Origin of the sequence: Pantoea sp. Fr+CA_20 (genome assembly GCF_024520835.1) — a bacterium.
GTDB lineage: Bacteria > Pseudomonadota > Gammaproteobacteria > Enterobacterales > Enterobacteriaceae > Pantoea > Pantoea allii.
Genome location: NZ_JALNPN010000002.1, coordinates 106,818 through 127,132, shown reverse-complemented (window position 1 = coordinate 127,132; position 20,315 = coordinate 106,818). Strand labels below are relative to the sequence as shown.

At 54.1% G+C, this 20,315-nt stretch carries 21 protein-coding genes; 11 read left to right on the top strand and 10 right to left on the bottom strand.

Annotated features, from left to right (window positions below):
* Positions 1-71: 71 nt before the first annotated feature.
* Positions 72-767 carry an aquaporin Z gene (gene aqpZ, locus NR177_RS03060; protein ID WP_096011145.1) on the bottom strand — a complete coding sequence of 232 codons (696 nt, stop codon included), beginning with the start codon at positions 765-767 and terminating at the stop codon, positions 72-74.
* Between the two features lie 326 nt (positions 768-1,093).
* Complete coding sequence (gene argS, locus NR177_RS03055) at positions 1,094-2,824, bottom strand: arginine--tRNA ligase (RefSeq protein ID WP_109716486.1); 1,731 nt, start codon at positions 2,822-2,824, stop codon at positions 1,094-1,096.
* A gap of 631 nt (positions 2,825-3,455) precedes the next feature.
* Between argS and NR177_RS03050 the strand changes: the two genes are divergently transcribed.
* Complete coding sequence (locus NR177_RS03050) at positions 3,456-4,016, top strand: VOC family protein (protein ID WP_256852273.1); 561 nt, start codon at positions 3,456-3,458, stop codon at positions 4,014-4,016.
* Here NR177_RS03050 and NR177_RS03045 read toward each other — a convergent pair.
* Positions 4,013-5,155, bottom strand: coding sequence for a MalY/PatB family protein (locus NR177_RS03045; RefSeq protein WP_256852272.1), 1,143 nt, complete (start codon positions 5,153-5,155; stop codon positions 4,013-4,015). The two genes, NR177_RS03050 and NR177_RS03045, sit on opposite strands and share 4 nt — an antisense overlap.
* Positions 5,156-5,241: 86 nt before the next feature.
* Between NR177_RS03045 and cutC the strand changes: the two genes are divergently transcribed.
* Both cutC and NR177_RS03035 read left to right on the top strand, forming a co-directional pair.
* Positions 5,242-5,994: a copper homeostasis protein CutC gene (cutC, locus tag NR177_RS03040; protein WP_063879909.1), complete on the top strand. Its 753-nt coding sequence runs from the start codon at positions 5,242-5,244 to the stop codon at positions 5,992-5,994.
* A 227-nt stretch (positions 5,995-6,221) separates the two neighbouring features.
* Positions 6,222-7,064, top strand: a complete 843-nt coding sequence (locus NR177_RS03035; RefSeq protein ID WP_063879908.1) for a hypothetical protein — start codon at positions 6,222-6,224, stop codon at positions 7,062-7,064.
* Between the two features lie 3 nt (positions 7,065-7,067).
* Here the strand turns inward: NR177_RS03035 and NR177_RS03030 are convergent, their stop codons facing one another.
* Positions 7,068-8,162, bottom strand: a complete 1,095-nt coding sequence (locus NR177_RS03030; RefSeq protein ID WP_063879907.1) for a glycerol dehydrogenase — start codon at positions 8,160-8,162, stop codon at positions 7,068-7,070.
* A gap of 147 nt (positions 8,163-8,309) precedes the next feature.
* On the opposite strand from NR177_RS03030, the gene NR177_RS03025 reads away from it, so the two are divergent.
* The gene (locus NR177_RS03025; RefSeq protein ID WP_063881192.1) at positions 8,310-8,933 is read left to right on the top strand and encodes a LysE family translocator; all 624 of its coding nucleotides are present in this window, start codon (positions 8,310-8,312) and stop codon (positions 8,931-8,933) included.
* 3 nt (positions 8,934-8,936) lie between these two features.
* On the opposite strand, the gene cmoB is transcribed toward NR177_RS03025, so the two are convergent.
* The 4 genes from cmoB to NR177_RS03005 form a co-directional block, all read right to left on the bottom strand.
* Complete coding sequence (cmoB, locus tag NR177_RS03020; RefSeq protein WP_096011149.1) at positions 8,937-9,905, bottom strand: tRNA 5-methoxyuridine(34)/uridine 5-oxyacetic acid(34) synthase CmoB; 969 nt, start codon at positions 9,903-9,905, stop codon at positions 8,937-8,939.
* The gene (gene cmoA, locus NR177_RS03015; RefSeq protein WP_063879905.1) at positions 9,902-10,630 is read right to left on the bottom strand and encodes a carboxy-S-adenosyl-L-methionine synthase CmoA; all 729 of its coding nucleotides are present in this window, start codon (positions 10,628-10,630) and stop codon (positions 9,902-9,904) included. Before cmoA ends, cmoB begins: the two co-directional genes overlap by 4 nt.
* An 80-nt stretch (positions 10,631-10,710) precedes the next feature.
* Positions 10,711-11,106 carry an MAPEG family protein gene (locus NR177_RS03010; RefSeq protein WP_063879904.1) on the bottom strand — a complete coding sequence of 132 codons (396 nt, stop codon included), beginning with the start codon at positions 11,104-11,106 and terminating at the stop codon, positions 10,711-10,713.
* 56 nt (positions 11,107-11,162) lie between these two features.
* On the bottom strand, positions 11,163-11,984 hold the full coding sequence (locus tag NR177_RS03005) for a DUF72 domain-containing protein (RefSeq protein ID WP_256852271.1): 822 nt from the start codon (positions 11,982-11,984) through the stop codon (positions 11,163-11,165).
* Positions 11,985-12,204: 220 nt separating this feature from the next.
* On the opposite strand from NR177_RS03005, the gene aspS reads away from it, so the two are divergent.
* From aspS to ruvB, 6 genes are all read left to right on the top strand, one after another.
* On the top strand, positions 12,205-13,983 hold the full coding sequence (gene aspS / locus NR177_RS03000) for an aspartate--tRNA ligase (RefSeq protein WP_096011151.1): 1,779 nt from the start codon (positions 12,205-12,207) through the stop codon (positions 13,981-13,983).
* Positions 13,983-14,414 carry a dihydroneopterin triphosphate diphosphatase gene (gene nudB, locus NR177_RS02995; protein ID WP_063879901.1) on the top strand — a complete coding sequence of 144 codons (432 nt, stop codon included), beginning with the start codon at positions 13,983-13,985 and terminating at the stop codon, positions 14,412-14,414. Before aspS ends, nudB begins: the two co-directional genes overlap by 1 nt.
* 302 nt (positions 14,415-14,716) lie before the next feature.
* Entirely contained in the window at positions 14,717-15,460 is a 744-nt protein-coding gene (locus NR177_RS02990; protein ID WP_256852270.1) for a YebC/PmpR family DNA-binding transcriptional regulator, read from the top strand.
* Between the two features lie 36 nt (positions 15,461-15,496).
* Positions 15,497-16,024 (top strand): crossover junction endodeoxyribonuclease RuvC, encoded by a 528-nt coding sequence (gene ruvC, locus NR177_RS02985; protein ID WP_256852269.1) that lies wholly within the window; start codon positions 15,497-15,499, stop codon positions 16,022-16,024.
* Positions 16,025-16,120: 96 nt separating this feature from the next.
* Positions 16,121-16,735, top strand: coding sequence for a Holliday junction branch migration protein RuvA (ruvA, locus tag NR177_RS02980; RefSeq protein ID WP_063879898.1), 615 nt, complete (start codon positions 16,121-16,123; stop codon positions 16,733-16,735).
* A gap of 8 nt (positions 16,736-16,743) precedes the next feature.
* Positions 16,744-17,748: a Holliday junction branch migration DNA helicase RuvB gene (gene ruvB / locus NR177_RS02975; RefSeq protein ID WP_063879897.1), complete on the top strand. Its 1,005-nt coding sequence runs from the start codon at positions 16,744-16,746 to the stop codon at positions 17,746-17,748.
* Here ruvB and znuB read toward each other — a convergent pair whose 3' ends face one another.
* Both znuB and znuC read right to left on the bottom strand, forming a co-directional pair.
* A complete protein-coding gene (znuB, locus tag NR177_RS02970) occupies positions 17,749-18,534 on the bottom strand; it encodes a zinc ABC transporter permease subunit ZnuB (protein WP_063879896.1) in 786 nt (261 codons plus the stop codon).
* Positions 18,531-19,286: a zinc ABC transporter ATP-binding protein ZnuC gene (gene znuC / locus NR177_RS02965; RefSeq protein ID WP_096011152.1), complete on the bottom strand. Its 756-nt coding sequence runs from the start codon at positions 19,284-19,286 to the stop codon at positions 18,531-18,533. Before znuC ends, znuB begins: the two co-directional genes overlap by 4 nt.
* Before the next feature lie 77 nt (positions 19,287-19,363).
* Here znuC and znuA point away from each other — a divergent pair, with 77 nt between their 5' ends.
* The gene (gene znuA / locus NR177_RS02960) at positions 19,364-20,311 is read left to right on the top strand and encodes a zinc ABC transporter substrate-binding protein ZnuA (protein WP_256852268.1); all 948 of its coding nucleotides are present in this window, start codon (positions 19,364-19,366) and stop codon (positions 20,309-20,311) included.
* Positions 20,312-20,315: the final 4 nt, after the last annotated feature.

The following is a 20,315-nucleotide window of genomic DNA, read 5'->3' as shown; positions in this document are numbered from 1 at the left end:
GACAGCGTGCGATCCTGTTGCCGCTGCCGGTCTGGGCGATGACCCACAGGTTCGGTCATCACCGTCATCCATTAGTCTTTACTTGCCAGCAAATAACGATAGAGCAACCCGCCAGTTACCCCGCCCACCAGCGGCACCAGCCAGAATACCCACAACTGCTGTAACGCCCAGGTTCCCTGGAATACCGCCATCGCCGTACTGCGCGCCGGATTCACCGACGTATTGGTCACGGGAATGCTGATTAAATGAATAAGCGTTAAGGCCAGGCCAATCGCCACCGGCGCGAAACCCGCAGGCGCGCGTTTATCGGTCGCACCCTGAATGATGATCAGAAAAAAGGCGCTGAGCACCAGCTCAGTCACCACGGCTGCGCACAGTGAATAGCCGCCTGGGGAATGTTCGGCAAAGCCATTGGCAGCGAAACCGCTGGCTGCCACATCAAAACCAGCCTGGCCCCGTGCGATCAGATACAGCAGAGCCGCCGCGGCGATACCGCCAGCCACTTGCCCAATCATATAGGGGAAAATAGTCTGATATCCGATGCGGCCACCGGCCCACAGCCCCAGAGTGACGGCAGGATTAAAATGCCCGCCTGAGAGATGACCAACAGCAAAGGCCATGGTCAGCACGCAGAGGCCAAAAGCCAGAGCCACGCCAGCAAAACCAATCCCGGTTTGCGGAAAATTCGCGGCGAACAGGGCGCTCCCGCAACCCCCCAATACCAGCCAGAATGTACCGATGAATTCGGCAAATGTTTTTCTTAACATCGATGGATTATCCTTTCTCGAAACACGTAAAGACCTGATGAAATGCGGGCTTATAGTAGAGTCCGGTACTGAGAATGGCATCACGTCATGAGATTTTGCCGATAAACAGGGGATGTAGGTTGTCTGCGCCGATCGGGCTGCTGCCAGGCATGACGATGTCTTGTTTTGAGGCAATAGCGTGCTGATTTATGTCGTTACCACCTTCAGGTGCGAAGACAGGCATGCAGAGGGGCGCAGAGGAAATCATGAGGCAGCGGGGGATAAGACAGGTGGGCAGGATGACAGACAGGCGCTGAGTCAGAGTGAGGGCTCAGCGCCATAAGCAATTACATGCGATCAACGGTTTTGATACCCAGCGTATCCAGCCCCAGCTTCAGGGTTTTAGCGGTCAGGGCAGCAATCTGTAAGCGGCTCTGGCGGGTCGCGTCATCCTCTGCCGCCAGAATCGGGCAGTGTTCGTAGAAGCCAGAAAACAGACCGGCCAGGTCGTAGAGGTAAGCACACATCACATGCGGCGTGCCGTCGCGGGCAACCTGGGTGATGACCTCTTCGAACTGCAGCAGGCGCGTTGTCAGGAGGGCTTCACGATCGTCGCTCAGGGTGATATCTGCCTGAATCGTCTCGGCTTCGATGCCCGCTTTGCGGAATACGGACAGCACACGCGTATAAGCGTACTGCATATAGGGCGCGGTGTTACCTTCAAACGCCAGCATGTTGTCCCAGTCAAAGATGTAATCCGTGGTACGGCTTTTTGACAGGTCAGCATATTTCACTGCGCTGATGCCCACCACTTCCGCGAGCGAAACCACCTCGTCTTCGCTCATATCCGGGTTTTTTTCGCGCACCAGCGTGTAAGCACGCTGGTATGCTTCATCCAGCAGATCGGAAAGTTTAATGGTACCGCCACTGCGGGTCTTAAACGGACGACCGTCTTTGCCCAGCATCATGCCAAATGCGTGATGCTCAAGCGGGACAGATTCAGGTACATAGCCGGCTTTACGCACGATGGTCCATGCCTGCTGCAGATGCTGATGCTGGCGCGAATCGATGTAATAAATTACGCGATCGGCGTGCAGCGTCTCGTAACGGTATTTCGCACAGGCAATATCAGTTGTGGTGTAAAGATAGCCGCCGTCTTTCTTTTGAATGATGACGCCCATCGGCTCACCTTCTTTATTCTGGTATTCATCCAGAAAAACGACCGTTGCACCTTCGCTTTCGACCGCTAAGCCTTTTGCTTTCAGGTCGGCGACAATACCGGGCAACATATCGTTATAAAGGCTTTCGCCCATGACATCTTTACGGGTGAGGGTGACGTTCAGGCGGTTATAAATATGCTGGTTTTGACTCATGGTGATATCAACCAGCTTTTTCCACATCTGACGGCAGTACTCGTCGCCGCCCTGTAACTTCACCACGTAGCGGCGCGCACGCTCCGCAAAATCAGGGTCTTCATCGTAAGTGCGCTTGGCTTCACGGTAAAAGCCTTCTAAGTCTGCCAGCGCCATTTCGGCGTGGTTCTCGTTTTGCTGTTTCTCAAGAAAGGCGATCAGCATACCGAACTGCGTGCCCCAGTCGCCAACGTGGTTGGCGCGGATGACGTTATGTCCCAGAAACTCCAGGGTGCGCACGGCCGCATCACCAATAATGGTGGAGCGTACGTGACCGACGTGCATCTCTTTTGCCACGTTCGGCGCAGAGTAATCCACCACGACTGTTTGGGGTTCAACGGTGCTGACACCGAGTCGCGGATGATGCAGTGCTTTTCTGGCGTTATCTGCCAGCCAGCTGCGATCGAGAAAGATATTAATGAAACCCGGTCCGGCAATCTCAACCTTGCTGGCGATACCGCTAAGGTCCAGATGTTGAATGACGGTTTCGGCTAGTTGTCGTGGCGCCTGGCCCAGTTTTTTAGCAACGGCCATAATGCCGTTTGCCTGATAATCACCAAACTGAACTTTGGCCGACTGGCGAACCTGAGGTTCACAATCGGAGGGAGCACCAGCCAGCACCATAGCCTGACTGACTTTTGCGGAAAGAAGCGCCTGAATATTCACCGGATTACCTTAAATATGCTGAGAAAAGCACGCTGACAGCGCAGCGAGCTGTCATCATCATTCTGCCGGATGGAGTGACAAGATCAATCATCAGGCAGAACGGAAAAAATGAGGGAAAAAGTATACGTGAAATGTCAGCTTGAGTCAGTAACTGGATAAAGGCGGGGGAAACAGGCCCGAAGATGTTTCCCGGCGGCGTCAGCGACGGCGTGCGTGGCGCGCGTTTTTAACACTTTTGTCTTCTCGCACCTTCCAGTGGCGCGCAAGGGCAAATCCCATCAGTGCGATCAATGTTGCAACAACGATGAGCATAGTCATAAAAACTTTCCTTATAATGGTATCAATGCAAATTTATAAGAAAGGCGACGCAGCTGCAATCAGTCCGGGATTAAATGAGACTTATCTTATTGTATTAATTATGTTCAATAAAAACATTATATTAACTGGTGTTTATCAACTTAAGAGTGGATCTAAAAAGAAGATAACTCTGAATTAAAAACGTTATTTATTCGCTTTAGCTGAAAATAATCACCCAAATAAGATGAATCTCACCCTTTTGTCATTTACGATTCAACGTTGACAATGAGTTACGAACTTTAAGTAATTAAATTTGATCGGGAGAGAAGTAACAGTGAGTATCCCCTTTCCAGCAGAACTGGACGACTTACGCGACGATCTGGCCGCCTTTGAACAACGGTTACAAAAGTTTTCACAACGTTTGGGGTTAAAGGGTGACGAACTGCACGTCGATCACGTTGCTGTGCGCTGTCACCAAAACGCCACCGCCGAACGTTGGCAGCGGGGATTGGCACAAATGGGGCGGCAGTTCTCGGCGGCCATGATTAATGGTCGTCCTGTCTGCCTGTTCAAACTGTATCAACCTCTGGTCATTGCCAGTTGGCACATTGACGTGATTGAACTGCCGTGGCCGGGAGAGAAACGTTATCGCCATGAAGGCTGGGAGCATGTGGAAGTGGTATTGAGGGGCGAGCCAGAAACCCTTGGGATGCGTGCGATGGCGCTACTGTCTGACCACGCGCTCGCACAACCCGGTATTTCTTTTAAAACCAGCTCGCCTAAAGGGGAAAATGAGCGTCTGCCTAATCCGACCCTGGCGGTGACCGATGGGGAAACCACGATAAAATTTCACCCGTGGAGCCTGGAAGAGATCGTAGCCAGTGAGCAGTCTTAGGCGAGAGCCTCGACGGCGCGTTGAAGCCGTTTGACCGCTTCTTCCAGCAGGGCGCGCGGGCAACCGAAATTAATCCGCACAAAGCGGTCATCGCCAAAATCGCGACCCGGTGATAATCCCAGTCCGTGCTTTTCGAAGTAAAGTGCCGGACTGGCCACCGGCAAGGCGCTGGCATCGATCCAGCCAAGATAGCTGCCTTCGGGGGATGTCATTGAGAGCCCGGGCAGCGCATTCACCTGAGAAACCAGCCAGTCGCGATTACCCCGCAAATATTCAAGCTGTGCATCAAGCCAGTCATCATTGTCGCGCCAGGCAACCTCGGCAGCGACCAGCGCCAGAATATCCACCGAGGGCACAATGCCCTGACGCACGGCGGTAAAACGTGCGCGCAGTTCGGGGTTGGGGATGATGGCGACGGAGGCGCCCAGGCCCGCAATATTAAAGGTTTTTGAGGGGGACAGCAGCGTGACGCTGCGCTGGGCAGCATCATCGCTCAGCGAGGCAAACGGAATATGCTGCAAGCCCGGCGTTAACAGCAGATCGCAATGAATTTCATCAGAACACACGAGTAAATCATGCTGTTGGGCAAATGCCAGCTGTGCCTCCAGTTCCTCCCGACGATAAACGGTGCCGCCTGGGTTCTGAGGATTACAGAGCATCAACAGCTTTTTGTCCTGCATCTTTCCCTCCGCTGCGCGCAGATCCATCACCCAACGTCCTTGCTGCAAGGTTAATGGCAGGCTCAGCTGATCGCGCTCTGCCAGTCTGGCGGCCGAACGGAAAGGGGGATAAATCGGTAAGGGGGCAACGGTGCCTTGCTGTGGCGAGGTAAAGGCCCGAACCGACAGATTTAAGCCGCAGACCACGCCGGGTAAAACCACTATCCATTCGGGATCAACCTGCCAGTGATAGCGCGATGCACAACGTGCGATCAGCGCTTTTATCAGGCCGTGAGGCGCATCACCGTAACCAAAAACGCCGTGGTCAACGCGACTTTTAATGGCTTCAATGATCGACTCAGGCGATCGAAAATCGGTATCGGCGACCCACAGTGGCAGAATATCCTGACCCGCATATTTGTGCCATTTAAGACTATCACTGTGACGGCGGTCTATCCGTTGGTCAAAATTGAATGTCATAGTTAGTTTTCCACGTAAACTGTTCTAAGGGATAAGCATACCTGACGAATTTGGCGTGAACAGGAAGCCATGTAAAGGAGAAGAGAATGACCACACTGGAAATTTGTTGCTATGGCGTGGATTGTGCATTAACCGCCCAGCAGGCGGGAGCCGATCGCATTGAGCTTTGCGCGGCGCCACGTGAAGGCGGACTGACGCCTTCTGCAGGCATGCTGGAAGTCGCCCGTCGTGACATTTCTGTTCCGGTGCATCCTATCGTTCGCCCGCGCGGCGGCGACTTTTGCTATTCCAGCCGTGAATTTGAAACGATGAAGTCAGACGTAGCACGCATCCGTGAACTGGGGTTCCCTGGCATCGTGCTGGGTATGTTGGATGAAGATGCCAATATCCACGCCAGCCAGATGCGCCAGATTATGGCGCTTTGCGACGGTATGGCGGTGACCTTTCATCGCGCCTTTGATTTGTGCCATCGGCCCAAGCGATCGCTTGAGGTGCTGACGGATTTCGGCGTCCGGCGCATCCTGACCTCTGGCCAGCAACAAAGCGCGGAAAACGGAATTGCATTATTGAGGGAACTTAATGAATACAGCACAGGTCCAATCATTATGGCCGGTGCTGGGGTACGTCTCAGCAACCTGCAAAAGTTTCTTGATGCGGATATCCGCGAGGTACACAGCTCGGCCAGCCACCTTGTGGCATCGCCGATGCGCTACCGCAAAGCGGGTGTCTCCATGTGTTCCGAAGCCGAAATTGATGAGTTCAGCCGTTACTGCGTCGACAGCGATGTCGTTGAAGCAATGAAAAGCGTGATGCAGATGAATACCGCCCGAGTGGCCTGACTCACTACCAGTTTTGCCGCGCAGCACGCCGTTTGATGACGTGATGTTTGCAAGTACCAAACCCCAGCACATTTGCTGGGGTATTTTTTGTCCAAAATTCCGTCAGGACGCCTCTGGGATGGCCTGTGAGGCAATCGTGCTGTCAAAATAATTCTGCTTACCTTCATCAGTCGGTTCCTGCTATTTAAGGTAAACCGTTAACGACATTGACGTCCGAGGCTCATACCATGCGATGCGTTCTGCTGTCCGCTGTAATCACCCTGATTTCATTCCCCTCTTCATGGGCAGCAGCATGCCAGCCACACAATAAAGCGGTGACCAACAGCAATAACTGGATTCTGCTGGGCGGTAGCGCAAAGGGTGAGGTGCGTCAGGTCATCGCCGGTGAGTTTGGCAAAGACGTTAATTCACAAAAGCGGGTGCTGGGGCAGTTCGACCGCTGTGGCGATCTGCTGGTGGCCGATATCAGCTACGACAAAAATGAGCGTAACGTCATCCTGAGTATGGAGCAACACCTGGTGCGGGTTCAGGGCGGCTGGGTCGCGGAATATGCCTATCTGGTTAAAGTGTTAAAGCAGGGTAGCGAAGTGGTGGTGGATAATCGCCAGGGCACGATTAACTGGCAGAAGGGTAAAAACGGCAACATCATCAGCGCGTCAGATAAATTTATCAGCATGGGCAAAGACGGCTTTACCGATACGACTTACCGTTATGACAACGGCTTCCGTTTACTGAAAAGTGTTGCGCGGGGAACCGATCCTGTCAGTAATGGCGAATACCGTTATCAATGGAATTCGCAAGGTCTGGTAACGCGTTCAACCTCGGCCCGTCGCAAAGATACTTACACCTACGACAAGCAGGCGCGGGAACTGCGCCTGAATGGCACCGCGACGACCGACGTCAGCACCTTGCGTTCCGTGGATGAATGCCAGTTTTGGGATGAAAAGGGCAACTGCACGCTGAGTTATCTGAATGAAACCGAAGTGTTCGAAAAAGGGACCATTCAACGTCACCTCAGCGCGGTCTATAAATACCAGTACTGGGATAACCCCGCTGAGGCGACGGAATAGCGATTATTTTACTGTCTGACTAAAGGCATCCAACCCCAGCAGCGCATGGGCAATCTGCTCCGGTGCCAGGTTGGGGTTAAGGTTTTTCAGCGTATCGCCTTCACTGTTGGCCAGCGCCCCTATTTTTACCAGATTCTCCCAACTTACCCCGTCCAGATGCATCTCTTTCAGCGTTGTTGGCATATTGATGGAGCGGTAGAAACGGATGTAGCGGGCAATTTCCTCATCGGGACGCTGCTCCAGTACCATTTGGGTTAAGGTGCCGTAGGCCACTTTCTCGCCGTGAGTGAGGTGGTGAATATCGCCTTCGATGGCGGTAAAACCATTGTGAATGGCGTGCGCGCCTGCCAGACCGGCATTCTCAAACCCCAGTCCTGACAGCAAGGTATTCGCTTCCACCACCGCCTCGACCGCAGGCGTCACGCGTTTTTCCTTAACAGCCACATAGGCGCTGTAGCCCCACGTCAATAATGTCTCTTCACAGGCGCGGGCGATTGCCAGCCCGGCGATGGTCGGATCGCCATTCACCATCGATTTAGCATGGCTACGGGCTACTGCCTGGGCTTCGACCCAGGTGGCCAGACCATCCGCAATGCCCGAGGCAAATAAGCGAGCAGGCGCGGCGGCGCAGACTGCGGTATCGACCAAAACCAAATCCGGGTTTTTACTGTAGAAGCGATAGCTTTCAAAGACGCCGCTGTCAGAATAGATCACCGACAGGGCACTACAGGGCGCATCGGTGGAGGCAATCGTCGGCACGATAACCACCGGTTGCTTGAGTTCATCGGCAACTGCTTTAACGGTATCAAGCGTTTTACCGCCACCCAGCCCAATCACCACGTTACAGCCTTGTTGCTGTGCTTGCTGACTGAGGCGGGTGATTTCATTACTGGACGCTTCACCATTGAACTGCTGGCGAATAACCTTCACGCCCGCCTGGGTCAGCGTAGAGTGCGCCCGCTCACCGACCAGTCCCCAGACGACATCGTCTGCCACCACAAAAGCATGATTACCCAGCTCGGCGACATAGTTTCCCAGTTCATCGAGTACGCCAGCACCTTGCACATATTTGCGGGGTGAAGAGAAAATAAATTTCATAAACGTTGCTCCTGGTTACATAAATGAAGGCCGTTACCGGCCCGAAGATAAAGCCCTTAAAAAGAATAGCAGCTAATGCTTTTTTGCTGGCTGTACAGACAGAAATGCGCTTGATATCGTGAGTCGGTGTTTATCGGGGATACGCATATGACGGCTTCTTTACTCTCTTTCCTGTTTGCTATTGTGATTTTGACCCTGACACCGGGATTTGATACCGCCTTAATCCTGCGGTCGGCAGCGGCACAAGGCTGGCGGCGCGCCAGCGCCACGGCATTAGGCGTGGCATCAGGGTGTTTGTTGTGGGGGATAGCGGTGGGGCTGGGATTGGGCGCGCTGCTGCTGGCCTCTGAAATGGCTTATAACCTGTTGAAGTGGATAGGTGCGGCCTATTTACTTTATCTGGGCGTCAAGCTGCTGTGGCACCCACGCACCCAGAGCGCGTCGCTGCCTGCTGAAGCCGTGGTTCAGCAAAGCCATCTGGTCTGCTTTAGCCGTGGCTTGCTGGGTAATCTGCTGAATCCCAAAGTCGGCGTTTTCTATGTGACATTTTTGCCACAGTTTATTCCGCAGGGTGCTTCCGTGGCGATCTGGTGCAGTCTGATGGCGTTGACGCATATGCTGGTGGGATTGGCCTGGAGCACGGTGTTGATCGGCAGCAGCCATTATTTTGCTGCGCAGTTAAAACGGCCTCGGGTACTGAAGGTCATGGACCGTTTAACCGGCTGTGTGTTTATAGGCTTTGCGGCGAAACTGGCGCTGTCTCGCCGCTGAGGGCTACGGTTTTGTGGCAACCAGCACGGCGCGCAGCGGGGCTGGATAACCTTCAACGGTTTTGCTGCTGTCGTCGGGGTCGAGAAACTCGGCCAGTGATTCACTGGTCATCCAGTCGGTACGGCGCTGCTCTTCGGTGGAGGTCAGGGCGAAATCAACAATACGCACGTCAACAAAACCGCACTTCTCCAGCCAGCTTTTCAGCGCCTCAGCCGAGGGGATAAAATAGACGTTGCGCATCTGCGCATAGCGTTCGCCTGGCACCAGTACCTGATTCACATCGCCTTCGATCACCAGCGTTTCCAGTACCAGTTCGCCGCCGTTCACCAGCTGATTTTTTAACTGGAGAAGGTGGTCAAGCGGGGAGCGACGGTGATACAGCACGCCCATGGAAAACACCGTATCAAATGCCTGAAGAACCGGCAGTTGTTCAATGCCGAGCGGCAGCAAATGGGCGCGCCGATCGTCATTCAGCAGTTTACGCACGGCTTCGAACTGGCATAAAAACAGCTGCATGGGATCGATACCTACCACCAGATGCGCGCCCGCACCAATCATGCGCCACATGTGATAGCCACTGCCACAACCGACATCCAGCACGGTTCGTCCGGCCAGCGATGAAATATGAGGCAGCACGCGCTCCCATTTCCAGTCCGAACGCCATTCGGTATTAATCTCAGTCCCATACAGAGAATAGGGGCCTTTACGCCACGGCATCAGGTTTCGCAGCAGTTTCTCAATGCCCTGACGATGACGATCGCTGATATCATCACGATCGGCGCTCACACTATTCAGCAGATCCAGCCGCTGGGGTTCCAGCAGCGGTAAATATTCCAGCGATTTGTACCAGTCACGGAAATGTCCATGCAAATTTTCCCGCTGCCAGTCGCTGATCTGTGCGGGCAGCACTTCCAGCCATTTTGCCAGGGGGCCAACAGCGATTTGCTGATAAAAACGGCCAAAGTCGATCATTTTAATGCCACCAACGAACCAAAATTAAAGCACTGAAACCATAACTCAGCATGGGAAAACCCCGCCTGCTTCAGGCGCGCCTTGTGCGCTTCCACGCTGTCGGTCAGCATGACATTTTCCAGCATGCTGCGCTTCTGGCTGATTTCCAGCTCGCTGTAACCGTTGGCACGCTTAAAGTCATGGTGCATGTTAAACAGCAGTTCGCCGACTTCAGGATCTTCAAAGCTAAACTTCTCAGAAAGCACCAGCGCACCACCGGGATTCAGCCCCTGCCAGATTTTACTTAACAGCGTAAGACGGGCCGGTGGCTCAAGAAACTGCAGGGTGAAATTGAGCACGACCAGAGAGGCGTTCTCAATCTCAATGTCACAGATATCCGCTTCAACCACGCTAACCGGCGTATCGGCGCGAAAGGCATCGATATGGCGGCGGCAGCGCTCGACCATGGCCGGAGAGTTGTCCACGGCAATAATCTGGCAGCCGGGCACGTGAATATTGCGGCGCACCGAGAGCGTGGCGGCACCTAATGAGCAGCCAAGGTCAAACACCTGGCTGTTGGGCTGGACGAACCGTTCAGCCAGCATCCCAATCATCGAAATAATATTGGAATAGCCGGGCACCGAGCGCTGAATCATGTCGGGAAACACTTCAGCTACACGTTCGTCAAAAGTCCAGTCGCCCAGTTTTGCAATGGGCGCAGAAAAGAGTTGATCGCGATCAGACATATCGAAAATCCGAAGAGACAGCGGAAAGGGCGCTATTCTGGCAGAAACTGCCGCGGCCTGCACCCTTTAAGCCGCGAACATTAATGCAGGGTGAGCACCAACTGCCAGGGGAGATAAATGAGGTTAAAAACCACCATTCCGCACAGGGCAAACAGCGTCAGCATCATGCCGTATTTACGGCCGCTCATGGCGTCATTGCGCAACCCATAAGCGTGCAGGAAACGGCCAATAAAAAACAGGATGCCCGTCAGGTGAACCATCCAGACATCTGCGCCATTCATTTCCAGCGTCACGAGTAGCAGCAACGCCAGGGGAATCGTTTCAATGGCATTGCCGTGAATGCGGATAGCCATATTCAGGTCGTGATGGCCGCCATCCCCAAAGGCAACCTTGTGCTGACGCCGAAAGCGAACGACGTTGAGCGTGAACTTCATTATCAGTAAAGCACCTATAACCACATATAACGCGCTGATCATCATTGATTCCTTTTTTTTATCGATATTACCAGAGGGGGCGAGGCTGCCCATTGCTATCAGAATAGCGAATCCTGTTGCGGCCAGTCTGGTCCGGGACCGATGCTGGCATCAATTTTTTGGAGTTCTGGCCATAAAGCCTGCACCAGCGGAAAAACCTGTCCCATATCCGGCGTGTGAATAAACACCAGCGGTTCACTCTGGGTGTGCCATTCCGCCAGCTTTGTCAGCCAGATGTGAAACAGTGGCAGGCTTTCTTCCAGATTGTCGCTGCCGACAAAGCGAATCATGGGCCGCGAACCGGTCAACAGCGCGTGCGGCGGAACGCGAGGCTTTTGCTGACGGGCGTGAAGCGCTGCCGGACTTTGCGAGGTGGAGCTATGGACCGGGCGGCTGTCCAGTACGACGCGATTCACGCCACGCTGCAGCAAACCGCGGTTCAGGGCGCGTTCTGCCTCACCTTTGGCAAAAAACGCGGCATGACGCACTTCTACGCCATAGGAAAAAAGCGCCGGTAAACTGTCCAGAAAGCGCCAGAGATCGTTCAACTGGGCGGGCGAAAAGCTGGCAGGCAGCTGTAACCAGTACTGACCAATGCGATCGGCGAGCGGTGTCATCAGGCGAAAAAAGTCGGTGACTAAATCGTCAGTATTTTGCAGAGCAGCCTGATGGCTAATGCTGCTGGGAAATTTAAAACAGAAACGAAACTGGTCATGTGTCATATCCCGCCAGCGCAGGACCGTTTCGGTATCCGGCAGCGCATACAGCGTGGTATTGCCCTCCACCGTGCCGAAATAACGCGCATAGTCAGCCAGGGTTTCGATGCCCCATCGCTTCCAGTGCGCATGGTGCCATTGTGGCAAACCAATACGAAGTGTCACGCCTGACTCCCGCCGTTGAGTGTGATAGTAATTATCCTGTAAGGCAGTATATTGACGCAAACCGGTGAAAAGCGAACAGGAAATGCCGCGCTTTAACGTGGCTCCACTTATCCTGTTTGCCTTTTTCCATTATAATAGCGGCCTTTTTTACGACAGCACCTCATCAGGTTACGCGGCCCGGTGCTGTCAGCTGCAGCGGCGAAGTTAAAAGGATAGTGTTATGCGTACAGAGTATTGTGGACAGCTCAATCTGTCTCATGTAGGTCAGCAAGTCACGCTTTGCGGCTGGGTCAACCGCCGTCGCGATCTGGGAAGCCTGATTTTTATCGATATGCGCGACCGTGAAGGTATTGTGCAGGTATTTTTTGATCCCGATCGTCAGGATGCATTCAAGCTGGCTTCTGAACTGCGTAACGAATTCTGTATCCAGATCAGCGGAACTGTGCGTGCGCGTGACGGGAAAAACAAAAATGCCGATATGGCGACTGGTGAAGTCGAAGTGTTTGCCGAAACGCTGAATATCATTAACCGTTCCGAACCGCTCCCGCTCGATTCCAATCAGAACAACAGCGAAGAAGCGCGTCTGAAGTACCGCTATCTTGATCTGCGTCGCCCGGAAATGGTGGAGCGCTTAAAGACCCGTGCGAAAATCACCAGCTTTGTGCGTCGCTTTATGGATGAGGCGGGCTTCCTGGATATTGAAACGCCGATGCTGACGAAGGCTACGCCGGAAGGCGCGCGTGATTACCTGGTGCCGAGCCGCGTGCACAAAGGGAAGTTCTACGCACTGCCTCAGTCACCGCAGCTGTTTAAGCAGTTGCTGATGATGTCGGGTTTTGACCGCTATTATCAGATCGTCAAATGCTTCCGTGATGAAGATTTACGCGCTGATCGCCAGCCTGAATTTACGCAAATCGACGTGGAAACCTCCTTCCTGACCGCGCCGCAGGTGCGTGAGATTATGGAACGCATGATCCGCGAACTCTGGCAGAGCGTGAAGGGCGTGGACCTCGGTGAGTTTCCGCAGATGACCTTTGCCGAAGCCATGCATCGCTACGGGTCTGACAAACCAGACCTGCGTAACCCGATGGAACTGGTGGATGTTGGCGATCTGCTGAAAACGGTGGAATTCCAGGTGTTCTCCGGCCCGGCTAACGACGAGAAAGGCCGTGTTGCTGCGCTGCGCGTACCCGGCGGTGCGCAGCTGAGCCGTAAACAGATTGATGAATACGGCAAGTTTGTCGAGATCTACGGTGCCAAAGGTCTGGCATGGATGAAGGTAAATGAACGCGCGAACGGTCTGGACGGCGTGCAGAGTCCGGTGGCGAAATTCCTTAACGCTGAGATCGTCGAAACCGTTCTCAGCCGCACTGGCGCTCAGGATGGCGATATCCTCTTCTTCGGTGCCGATCGTGCCAAAGTGGTGGCAGATGCGTTAGGCGCACTGCGTCTGAAAGTGGGCCGCGACCTGCAGATCACCGATGAGAAAGCCTGGGCTCCGCTGTGGGTTATCGACTTCCCGATGTTTGAAGAAGATGACGAAGGTGGTCTGGCCGCAATGCACCACCCGTTTACCGCACCGAAAGCGATGAGTGCGGAACAGCTGGCGGCCGATCCTACCCAGGCCGTAGCGAATGCTTACGACATGGTGATCAACGGCTATGAAGTGGGCGGCGGTTCTGTGCGTATCCATAACGGTAAAATGCAGCAGACGGTGTTTAGCATTCTGGGCATTGAAGAGCATGAACAGCGTGAGAAGTTTGGCTTCCTGCTGGATGCACTCAAGTACGGCACGCCGCCGCATGCTGGCCTGGCCTTTGGTCTGGATCGTCTGACCATGCTGTTAACCGGTACCGATAATATTCGTGACGTTATCGCCTTCCCGAAAACTACGGCAGCGGCCTGTATGATGACTGAAGCGCCAAGCGAAGCCAATCCGGCCTCACTGCTTGAATTAGGCATTCAGGTGGTGAAGAAAGATAAGCTTGAGAATAAGTAATGCCGTATAAACATCCGGTTTCTGTGTTAGTGGTGATTGTTGCGCAGGACAGTGGCCGGGTGTTAATGCTGCAGCGCCGTGATGACCCGGACTTTTGGCAATCGGTCACCGGCAGCCTTGAAGCGGATGAAGTGCCGCTTCAGGCCGCTGAGCGCGAAGTGGGTGAGGAATTAGGCATTGATGTGCAGGCCGAGCAGCTAACGATAGAAGACTGTCAGCGTGAAATCGACTTTGAGATTTTCCCGCACTATCGGCATCGTTACGCGCCCGGCACCACGCACAATCGTGAGCACTGGTTCAGGTTGACCTTACCGACTGAGCGCGACCTGCTGCTCACTGAGCATCTTGCCGCGTGCTGGCTTGAGCCTGCCGCCGCCGCGGCCCTCACTAAGTCCTGGAGTAATCGTCAGGCGATTGAAGAATTTATTTGAATGCTTGCCGCAACGCGTTATTTGCGCGGCGAATGCATTAAGTTTTATGAAGCGGGTAAGTTGCCACACAACTTCACCAACGCATTGAACAGTCGAGCGTAAACGGCGCAGCGAGGCCGGTTACCGCCAGCGTACCGCAACCGACGCGTACTTGGGTACGTGAGGATGACGGGTGATGCTCTCCCCTTCGGGGCCGCCTTTTCCGGGCGTTCAGGTTGTCTGCAACCTGGGTGAGCACTGGCGGGAGTCGGGATCGCACGTCAGATAGCTCGGGCGAAATAAAAGATTGGAGAGAAAGTAAGATGGCTGGACACAGTAAATGGGCGAATACCAAGCACCGCAAGGCGGCTCAGGACGCCAGGCGCGGTAAAATCTTCACCAAAATCATTCGTGAGCTGGTCACGGCGGCCAAACTGGGCGGCGGCGATCCTGGCTCGAACCCGCGTCTGCGTGCGGCGATGGATAAAGCGCTGTCCAACAACATGACGCGTGACACCATGAACCGGGCGATTGCACGCGGCGTGGGCGGTGAAGATGATTCCAATATGGAAACCATCATTTATGAAGGTTACGGTCCAGGCGGGTCAGCCGTGATGATTGAGTGCCTGAGTGACAACCGCAACCGCACCGTTGGTGAAGTACGTCATGCCTTCACCAAAACCGGCGGCAACCTGGGTACCGACGGCTCCGTGGCCTATCTGTTCAGCAAAAAAGGCGTGATCTCCTACGCACCGGGACATGACGAAGATGCGGTCATGGAAGCGGCGCTGGAAGCGGGCGCAGAAGACGTGGTCAGTTACGATGACGGTGCCATCGACGTGTTTACCGCGTGGGAAGAGATGGGTGCAGTGCGTGATGCGCTGGAAGCAGCTGGCCTGAAAGCCGACACGGCCGAAGTGGCGATGATCCCGTCAACCAAAGCGGAAATGGATGCGGAAACGGCCCCCAAACTGCTGCGTCTTATCGATATGCTGGAAGACTGTGATGACGTGCAGGAGGTTTACCATAACGGTGAAATCTCCGACGAGGTGGCGGAAACGCTTTAATGCTGTACTGCCGCACGCTCAGGCTGGAGACGCGTTATGTCGATTATTTTGGGGATTGACCCCGGCTCACGCGTTACCGGTTATGGGGTGATTCGTCAGACCGGTCGCCAGCTCACTTATCTGGGCAGCGGCTGTATTCGTACCAACACAACGGAATTACCAGCACGTCTCAAGCTGATCTATGCCGGGGTTTGCGAAATCATTACGCAGTTTTCCCCGGATTTTTTCGCGATAGAGCAGGTTTTTATGGCGAAGAATGCGGATTCTGCCCTGAAGCTGGGGCAGGCGCGAGGTGCTGCTATCGTGGCGGCGGTTAACCATGATTTGCCGGTATTCGAATATGCGGCGCGTCAGGTGAAGCAAACGGTGGTGGGTACAGGTGGTGCGGAAAAAAGCCAGGTTCAGCATATGGTCAAATCCCTGCTGAAACTGGCGGCGAATCCGCAGGCCGATGCCGCCGATGCATTGGCAATCGCCATCACGCACTGCCACGTTGCACAAAACGCGGCGCGCATGAGTGACAGCAAGCTGATGCTGAGCCGTGGCAGATTGCGCCAGAGTTAACAGCAACCGCATCTTAATCGCTATCAGGCTGGATATTCATCCAGCCTTTTTTATGGTATAAATTCCGCCACATACTTTGGATAAGGAAGGCATCAGGTGATTGGTCGTTTACGGGGCATTATTCTGGAAAAGCAGCCGCCGCTGGTGCTGCTTGAGGCGCATGGCGTCGGCTATGAAGTACATATGCCAATGACCTGTTTTTATGAGCTGCCTGATCTTAATCACGAAGCGGTGATCTTCACCCAATTTGTGGTACGTGAAGATGCGCAACTGCTGTTTGGGTTTAACAGCAAGCAGGAACGCGCGCTGTTCCGCGAGTTAATTAAAGTGAACGGCGTTGGCCCTAAGCTGGCGCTGGCGATTCTGTCGGGCATGTCGGCACAGCAGTTTGTCACGGCAGTGGAAAAAGAAGAGATCGCCGCGCTGGTTAAACTGCCGGGCGTGGGCAAGAAAACCGCTGAACGTCTGGTGGTGGAAATGAAAGATCGCTTTAAAGGCATGCATGGCGATCTGTTCGGCGGGGATTCGGCCTTTACGCTTACCACGCCTGGCCCGGAGCCGGAGACCAACGACGCAGAAGCGGAAGCGGTTGCAGCGCTGGTTTCCCTGGGTTATAAACCGCAGGAAGCGAGCCGTATGATCAGCAAAGTTGGCCGCCCTGATGCGGATTGCGAAACGTTGATCCGTGAAGCGCTCCGCGCTGCTATTTGAGGTAATTCATGATTGAAGCCGATCGCCTGATCTCCGCTGTCAGCATTAACGAAGAAGAGGGCCTCGACCGCGCTATTCGTCCGAAAATGCTGACCGAATATGTGGGCCAGCCTCAGGTGCGCGAGCAGATGGAAATTTTCATCAAGGCTGCGCAACTGCGCGGCGATGCGCTGGATCATTTGCTGATTTTTGGTCCGCCCGGATTGGGTAAAACCACACTGGCCAATATTGTGGCAAACGAGATGGGCGTTAATCTGCGCACAACCTCTGGCCCGGTGCTGGAGAAAGCGGGCGATCTGGCGGCGATGCTGACCAACCTCGAACCTCACGATGTGTTGTTTATTGATGAGATCCACCGCCTTTCTCCGGTGGTGGAAGAGGTCCTTTATCCGGCCATGGAAGATTACCAACTGGATATTATGATTGGCGAAGGCCCGGCAGCGCGCTCAATCAAACTTGATCTGCCGCCCTTTACCCTGATCGGTGCCACGACGCGGGCAGGCTCGCTGACCTCGCCCTTGCGCGATCGCTTCGGCATCGTACAGCGTCTGGAGTTTTATCAGGTAAAAGATCTCCAGCATATCGTAGGCCGGAGTGCCGCCTGCCTTGGCCTGGCGCTGAGCGAAGAAGCCGCGCTGGAAATTGCCCGTCGCTCACGGGGCACGCCACGTATCGCCAATCGCCTGCTGCGTCGGGTACGCGATTTTGCGGAGGTGCGTGCAAACGGTCTTCTGAGCGGCGAGGTGTCGGTAACAGCACTCAATATGTTGAATGTGGACAGTGAAGGCTTCGACTATATGGATCGTAAACTGTTGCTGGCCATTATTGATAAATTCACCGGCGGCCCGGTGGGGCTGGACAACCTGGCGGCGGCAATTGGTGAAGAGCGGGAAACGATCGAAGATGTCATCGAGCCATTCTTGATTCAACAGGGCTTTATTCAGCGCACACCGCGCGGCCGGATGGCCACGCAGCATGCCTATCGCCACTTTGGTATCACCAAAGACGCGTGATTACAGCGCCGGTTTGCGCACCATGCTGAGCATAAAAAGTATGGCTGCGCACAGCACCACTGAAGGGCCGGCAGGCGTGTCATAAAATGCCGAGAAGGTTAATCCACCGGTTACCGCTATGATCCCAATCAGTACGGCGACCGCCGCCATCATTTCAGGTGAACGGGCAAAGCGCCGGGCAGTGGCGGCCGGAATGATTAGCAGCGATGTGATGATCAGTGCGCCAACAAATTTCATCGCCACACCAATGGTCAATGCGGTTACCAGCATCAGCATCAGTCGGGTGCGTTGAATATTGACGCCGTCAACCTGAGCCAGCTCCGGGCTGATGGTCATCGACAACAGTGCGCGCCACTGCCAGGCCATCACGGCCAGGACGAACAGCACGCCAGCCGCCATCGCCCACAGATCGCTGGGCGTTACCGCCAGCAAATCACCAAACAGATAGGCCATCAAATCCACCCGGACATTCGACATCAGGCTCACCACGACCAGCCCAAGTGAGAGTGCACTGTGTGCCATAATCCCCAGCAGCGTATCAATCGCCAGATGTGGGCGGCGTTCCAGCCAGACCAAACCCAACGCCAGACAGACCGTCACCATGATCACGGCGTAATAGGGATTGACGTTGAGCAGTAAACCAAAGGCGACACCGAGCAGTGAGGCATGCGCCAGCGTATCGCCGAAATAGGACATCTTGCGCCAGACGACAAACGAGCCCAGTGGACCGGCCGCCAGCGCCAGCATCACGCCGCCCAGCCAGCCCGGAAGCAGTAATTCAATCATGATGGACCCGGTCCTTTGCGTAATACGATACGTCCCTGAAGATCGTGACGGTGATTATGATGATGACGATAGATAGCCAGTTCCTGCGCGCCACGCGGTCCAAACATCGCGATAAACTCGGGATGCTGTGACACCGCTTCAGGCGTACCTGAACAGCAAATATGATGGTTAAGACAGAGCACTTCATCCGTTTTTGCCATGACTAAATGCAAATCATGGGAAACCATCAGCACGGCACAATTCAGTTCATGACGCAGCTGATTGATCAGATCGTAAAGCGCCACTTGCCCGTTAACGTCCACGCCCTGAGTCGGTTCATCCAGCACCAGCAACTGAGGCTGACTGAGCAGGGCGCGGGCCAGTAACACGCGCTGGGTTTCGCCGCCCGACAGTTTCTGCAACGGTGATTTCAGCAGGTGTCCGGCCTGAACGCGCTTCAGGGCCGGCAAAATATCCTGATTACGGGCGCCGCGTGACAAACGCATAAACCGCTCGACCGTCACCGGCAGCGTAGGATCGATATGCAGTTTCTGTGGCACGTAACCGATACGCAAGTCCGCACTTCGGCGAACCTGACCGGACGTGGGCGCAAGCAGGCCAAGTACCACCCGAACCAGCGTCGATTTACCCGCGCCGTTAGGACCCAGCAGCGTTAAAATTTTACCAGGATGAAGTTCTAAACTCACGCCAGATAACACCGGGCGATGATCAAAACTAATGGATACGTTCTCAAGTGTGACAAGTGATGGCATAAGATTTACAGGTTGCACAGAATTTCGAATGTTATAATATCACATCTAATCTGTTGATGACGAAGGAATGACGCATTATGTTACATAATAAAAAAGGGGTATTTTTTACCCTGACTGCGATGGCTTTTGCGACCTCTGCTGCCTTACCCGCGCATGCCACTATCGTGGCCTCAATTAAGCCCGTAGGGTTTATCGCCTCGGCCATTGCTGATGGCGTGACGCCCGTGGACGTTTTGCTGCCTGATGGGGCATCCGAACACGATTATGCCTTGCGTCCCTCTGACGTAAAACGCTTACAAAACGCGGAGTTAGTTGTTTGGGTTGGTCCTGAAATGGAAGCTTTCATGACCAAATCGGCCGCAGCACTGCCCGAGAAAAAGAATCTTGAGATAGTGCAAATTTCCGGCGTAAAACCGATGCTGCTCCGCGGTGGTGAAGACGATGATCATCATGACCACGACGATACTGAGCACGATCACGATGCAGAGCATCACCATCATCATGGTGAGTTTAATATGCACTTGTGGATGTCACCAGAGATAGCGAAAAAAACCGCGGTTGCAATCCATGGCAAATTATTGGAACTTATGCCGCAGGATAAAGCCAAACTTGACGCCAACCTGCAGCACTTTGAGGCAGAATTAGCGAACACAGATAAGCGCATTATCTCACAGCTTGCTCCGGTTAAAGATAAAGGGTATTTCGTTTTTCACGACGCTTACACGTACTTTGAAAAACACTACGGTCTCTCGCCCACAGGGCATTTTACCGTTAACCCAGAAATTCAGCCTGGAGCACAGCGCTTACATCAAATTCGAACACAGTTGGTTGAGAAAAAGGCCGTTTGCGTCTTTGCTGAGCCACAATTCAGGCCGGCGGTCATCGATGCTGTTGCCCGTGGAACCCAGGTGCGAAAAGGCACGCTCGATCCACTGGGCACAGACATCAGCTTAGGAAAAGACAGCTATGTGAAATTCCTCTCACAGTTGTCGAGCCAGTATGAGACCTGCCTGAAAGGAGCATAGAGGA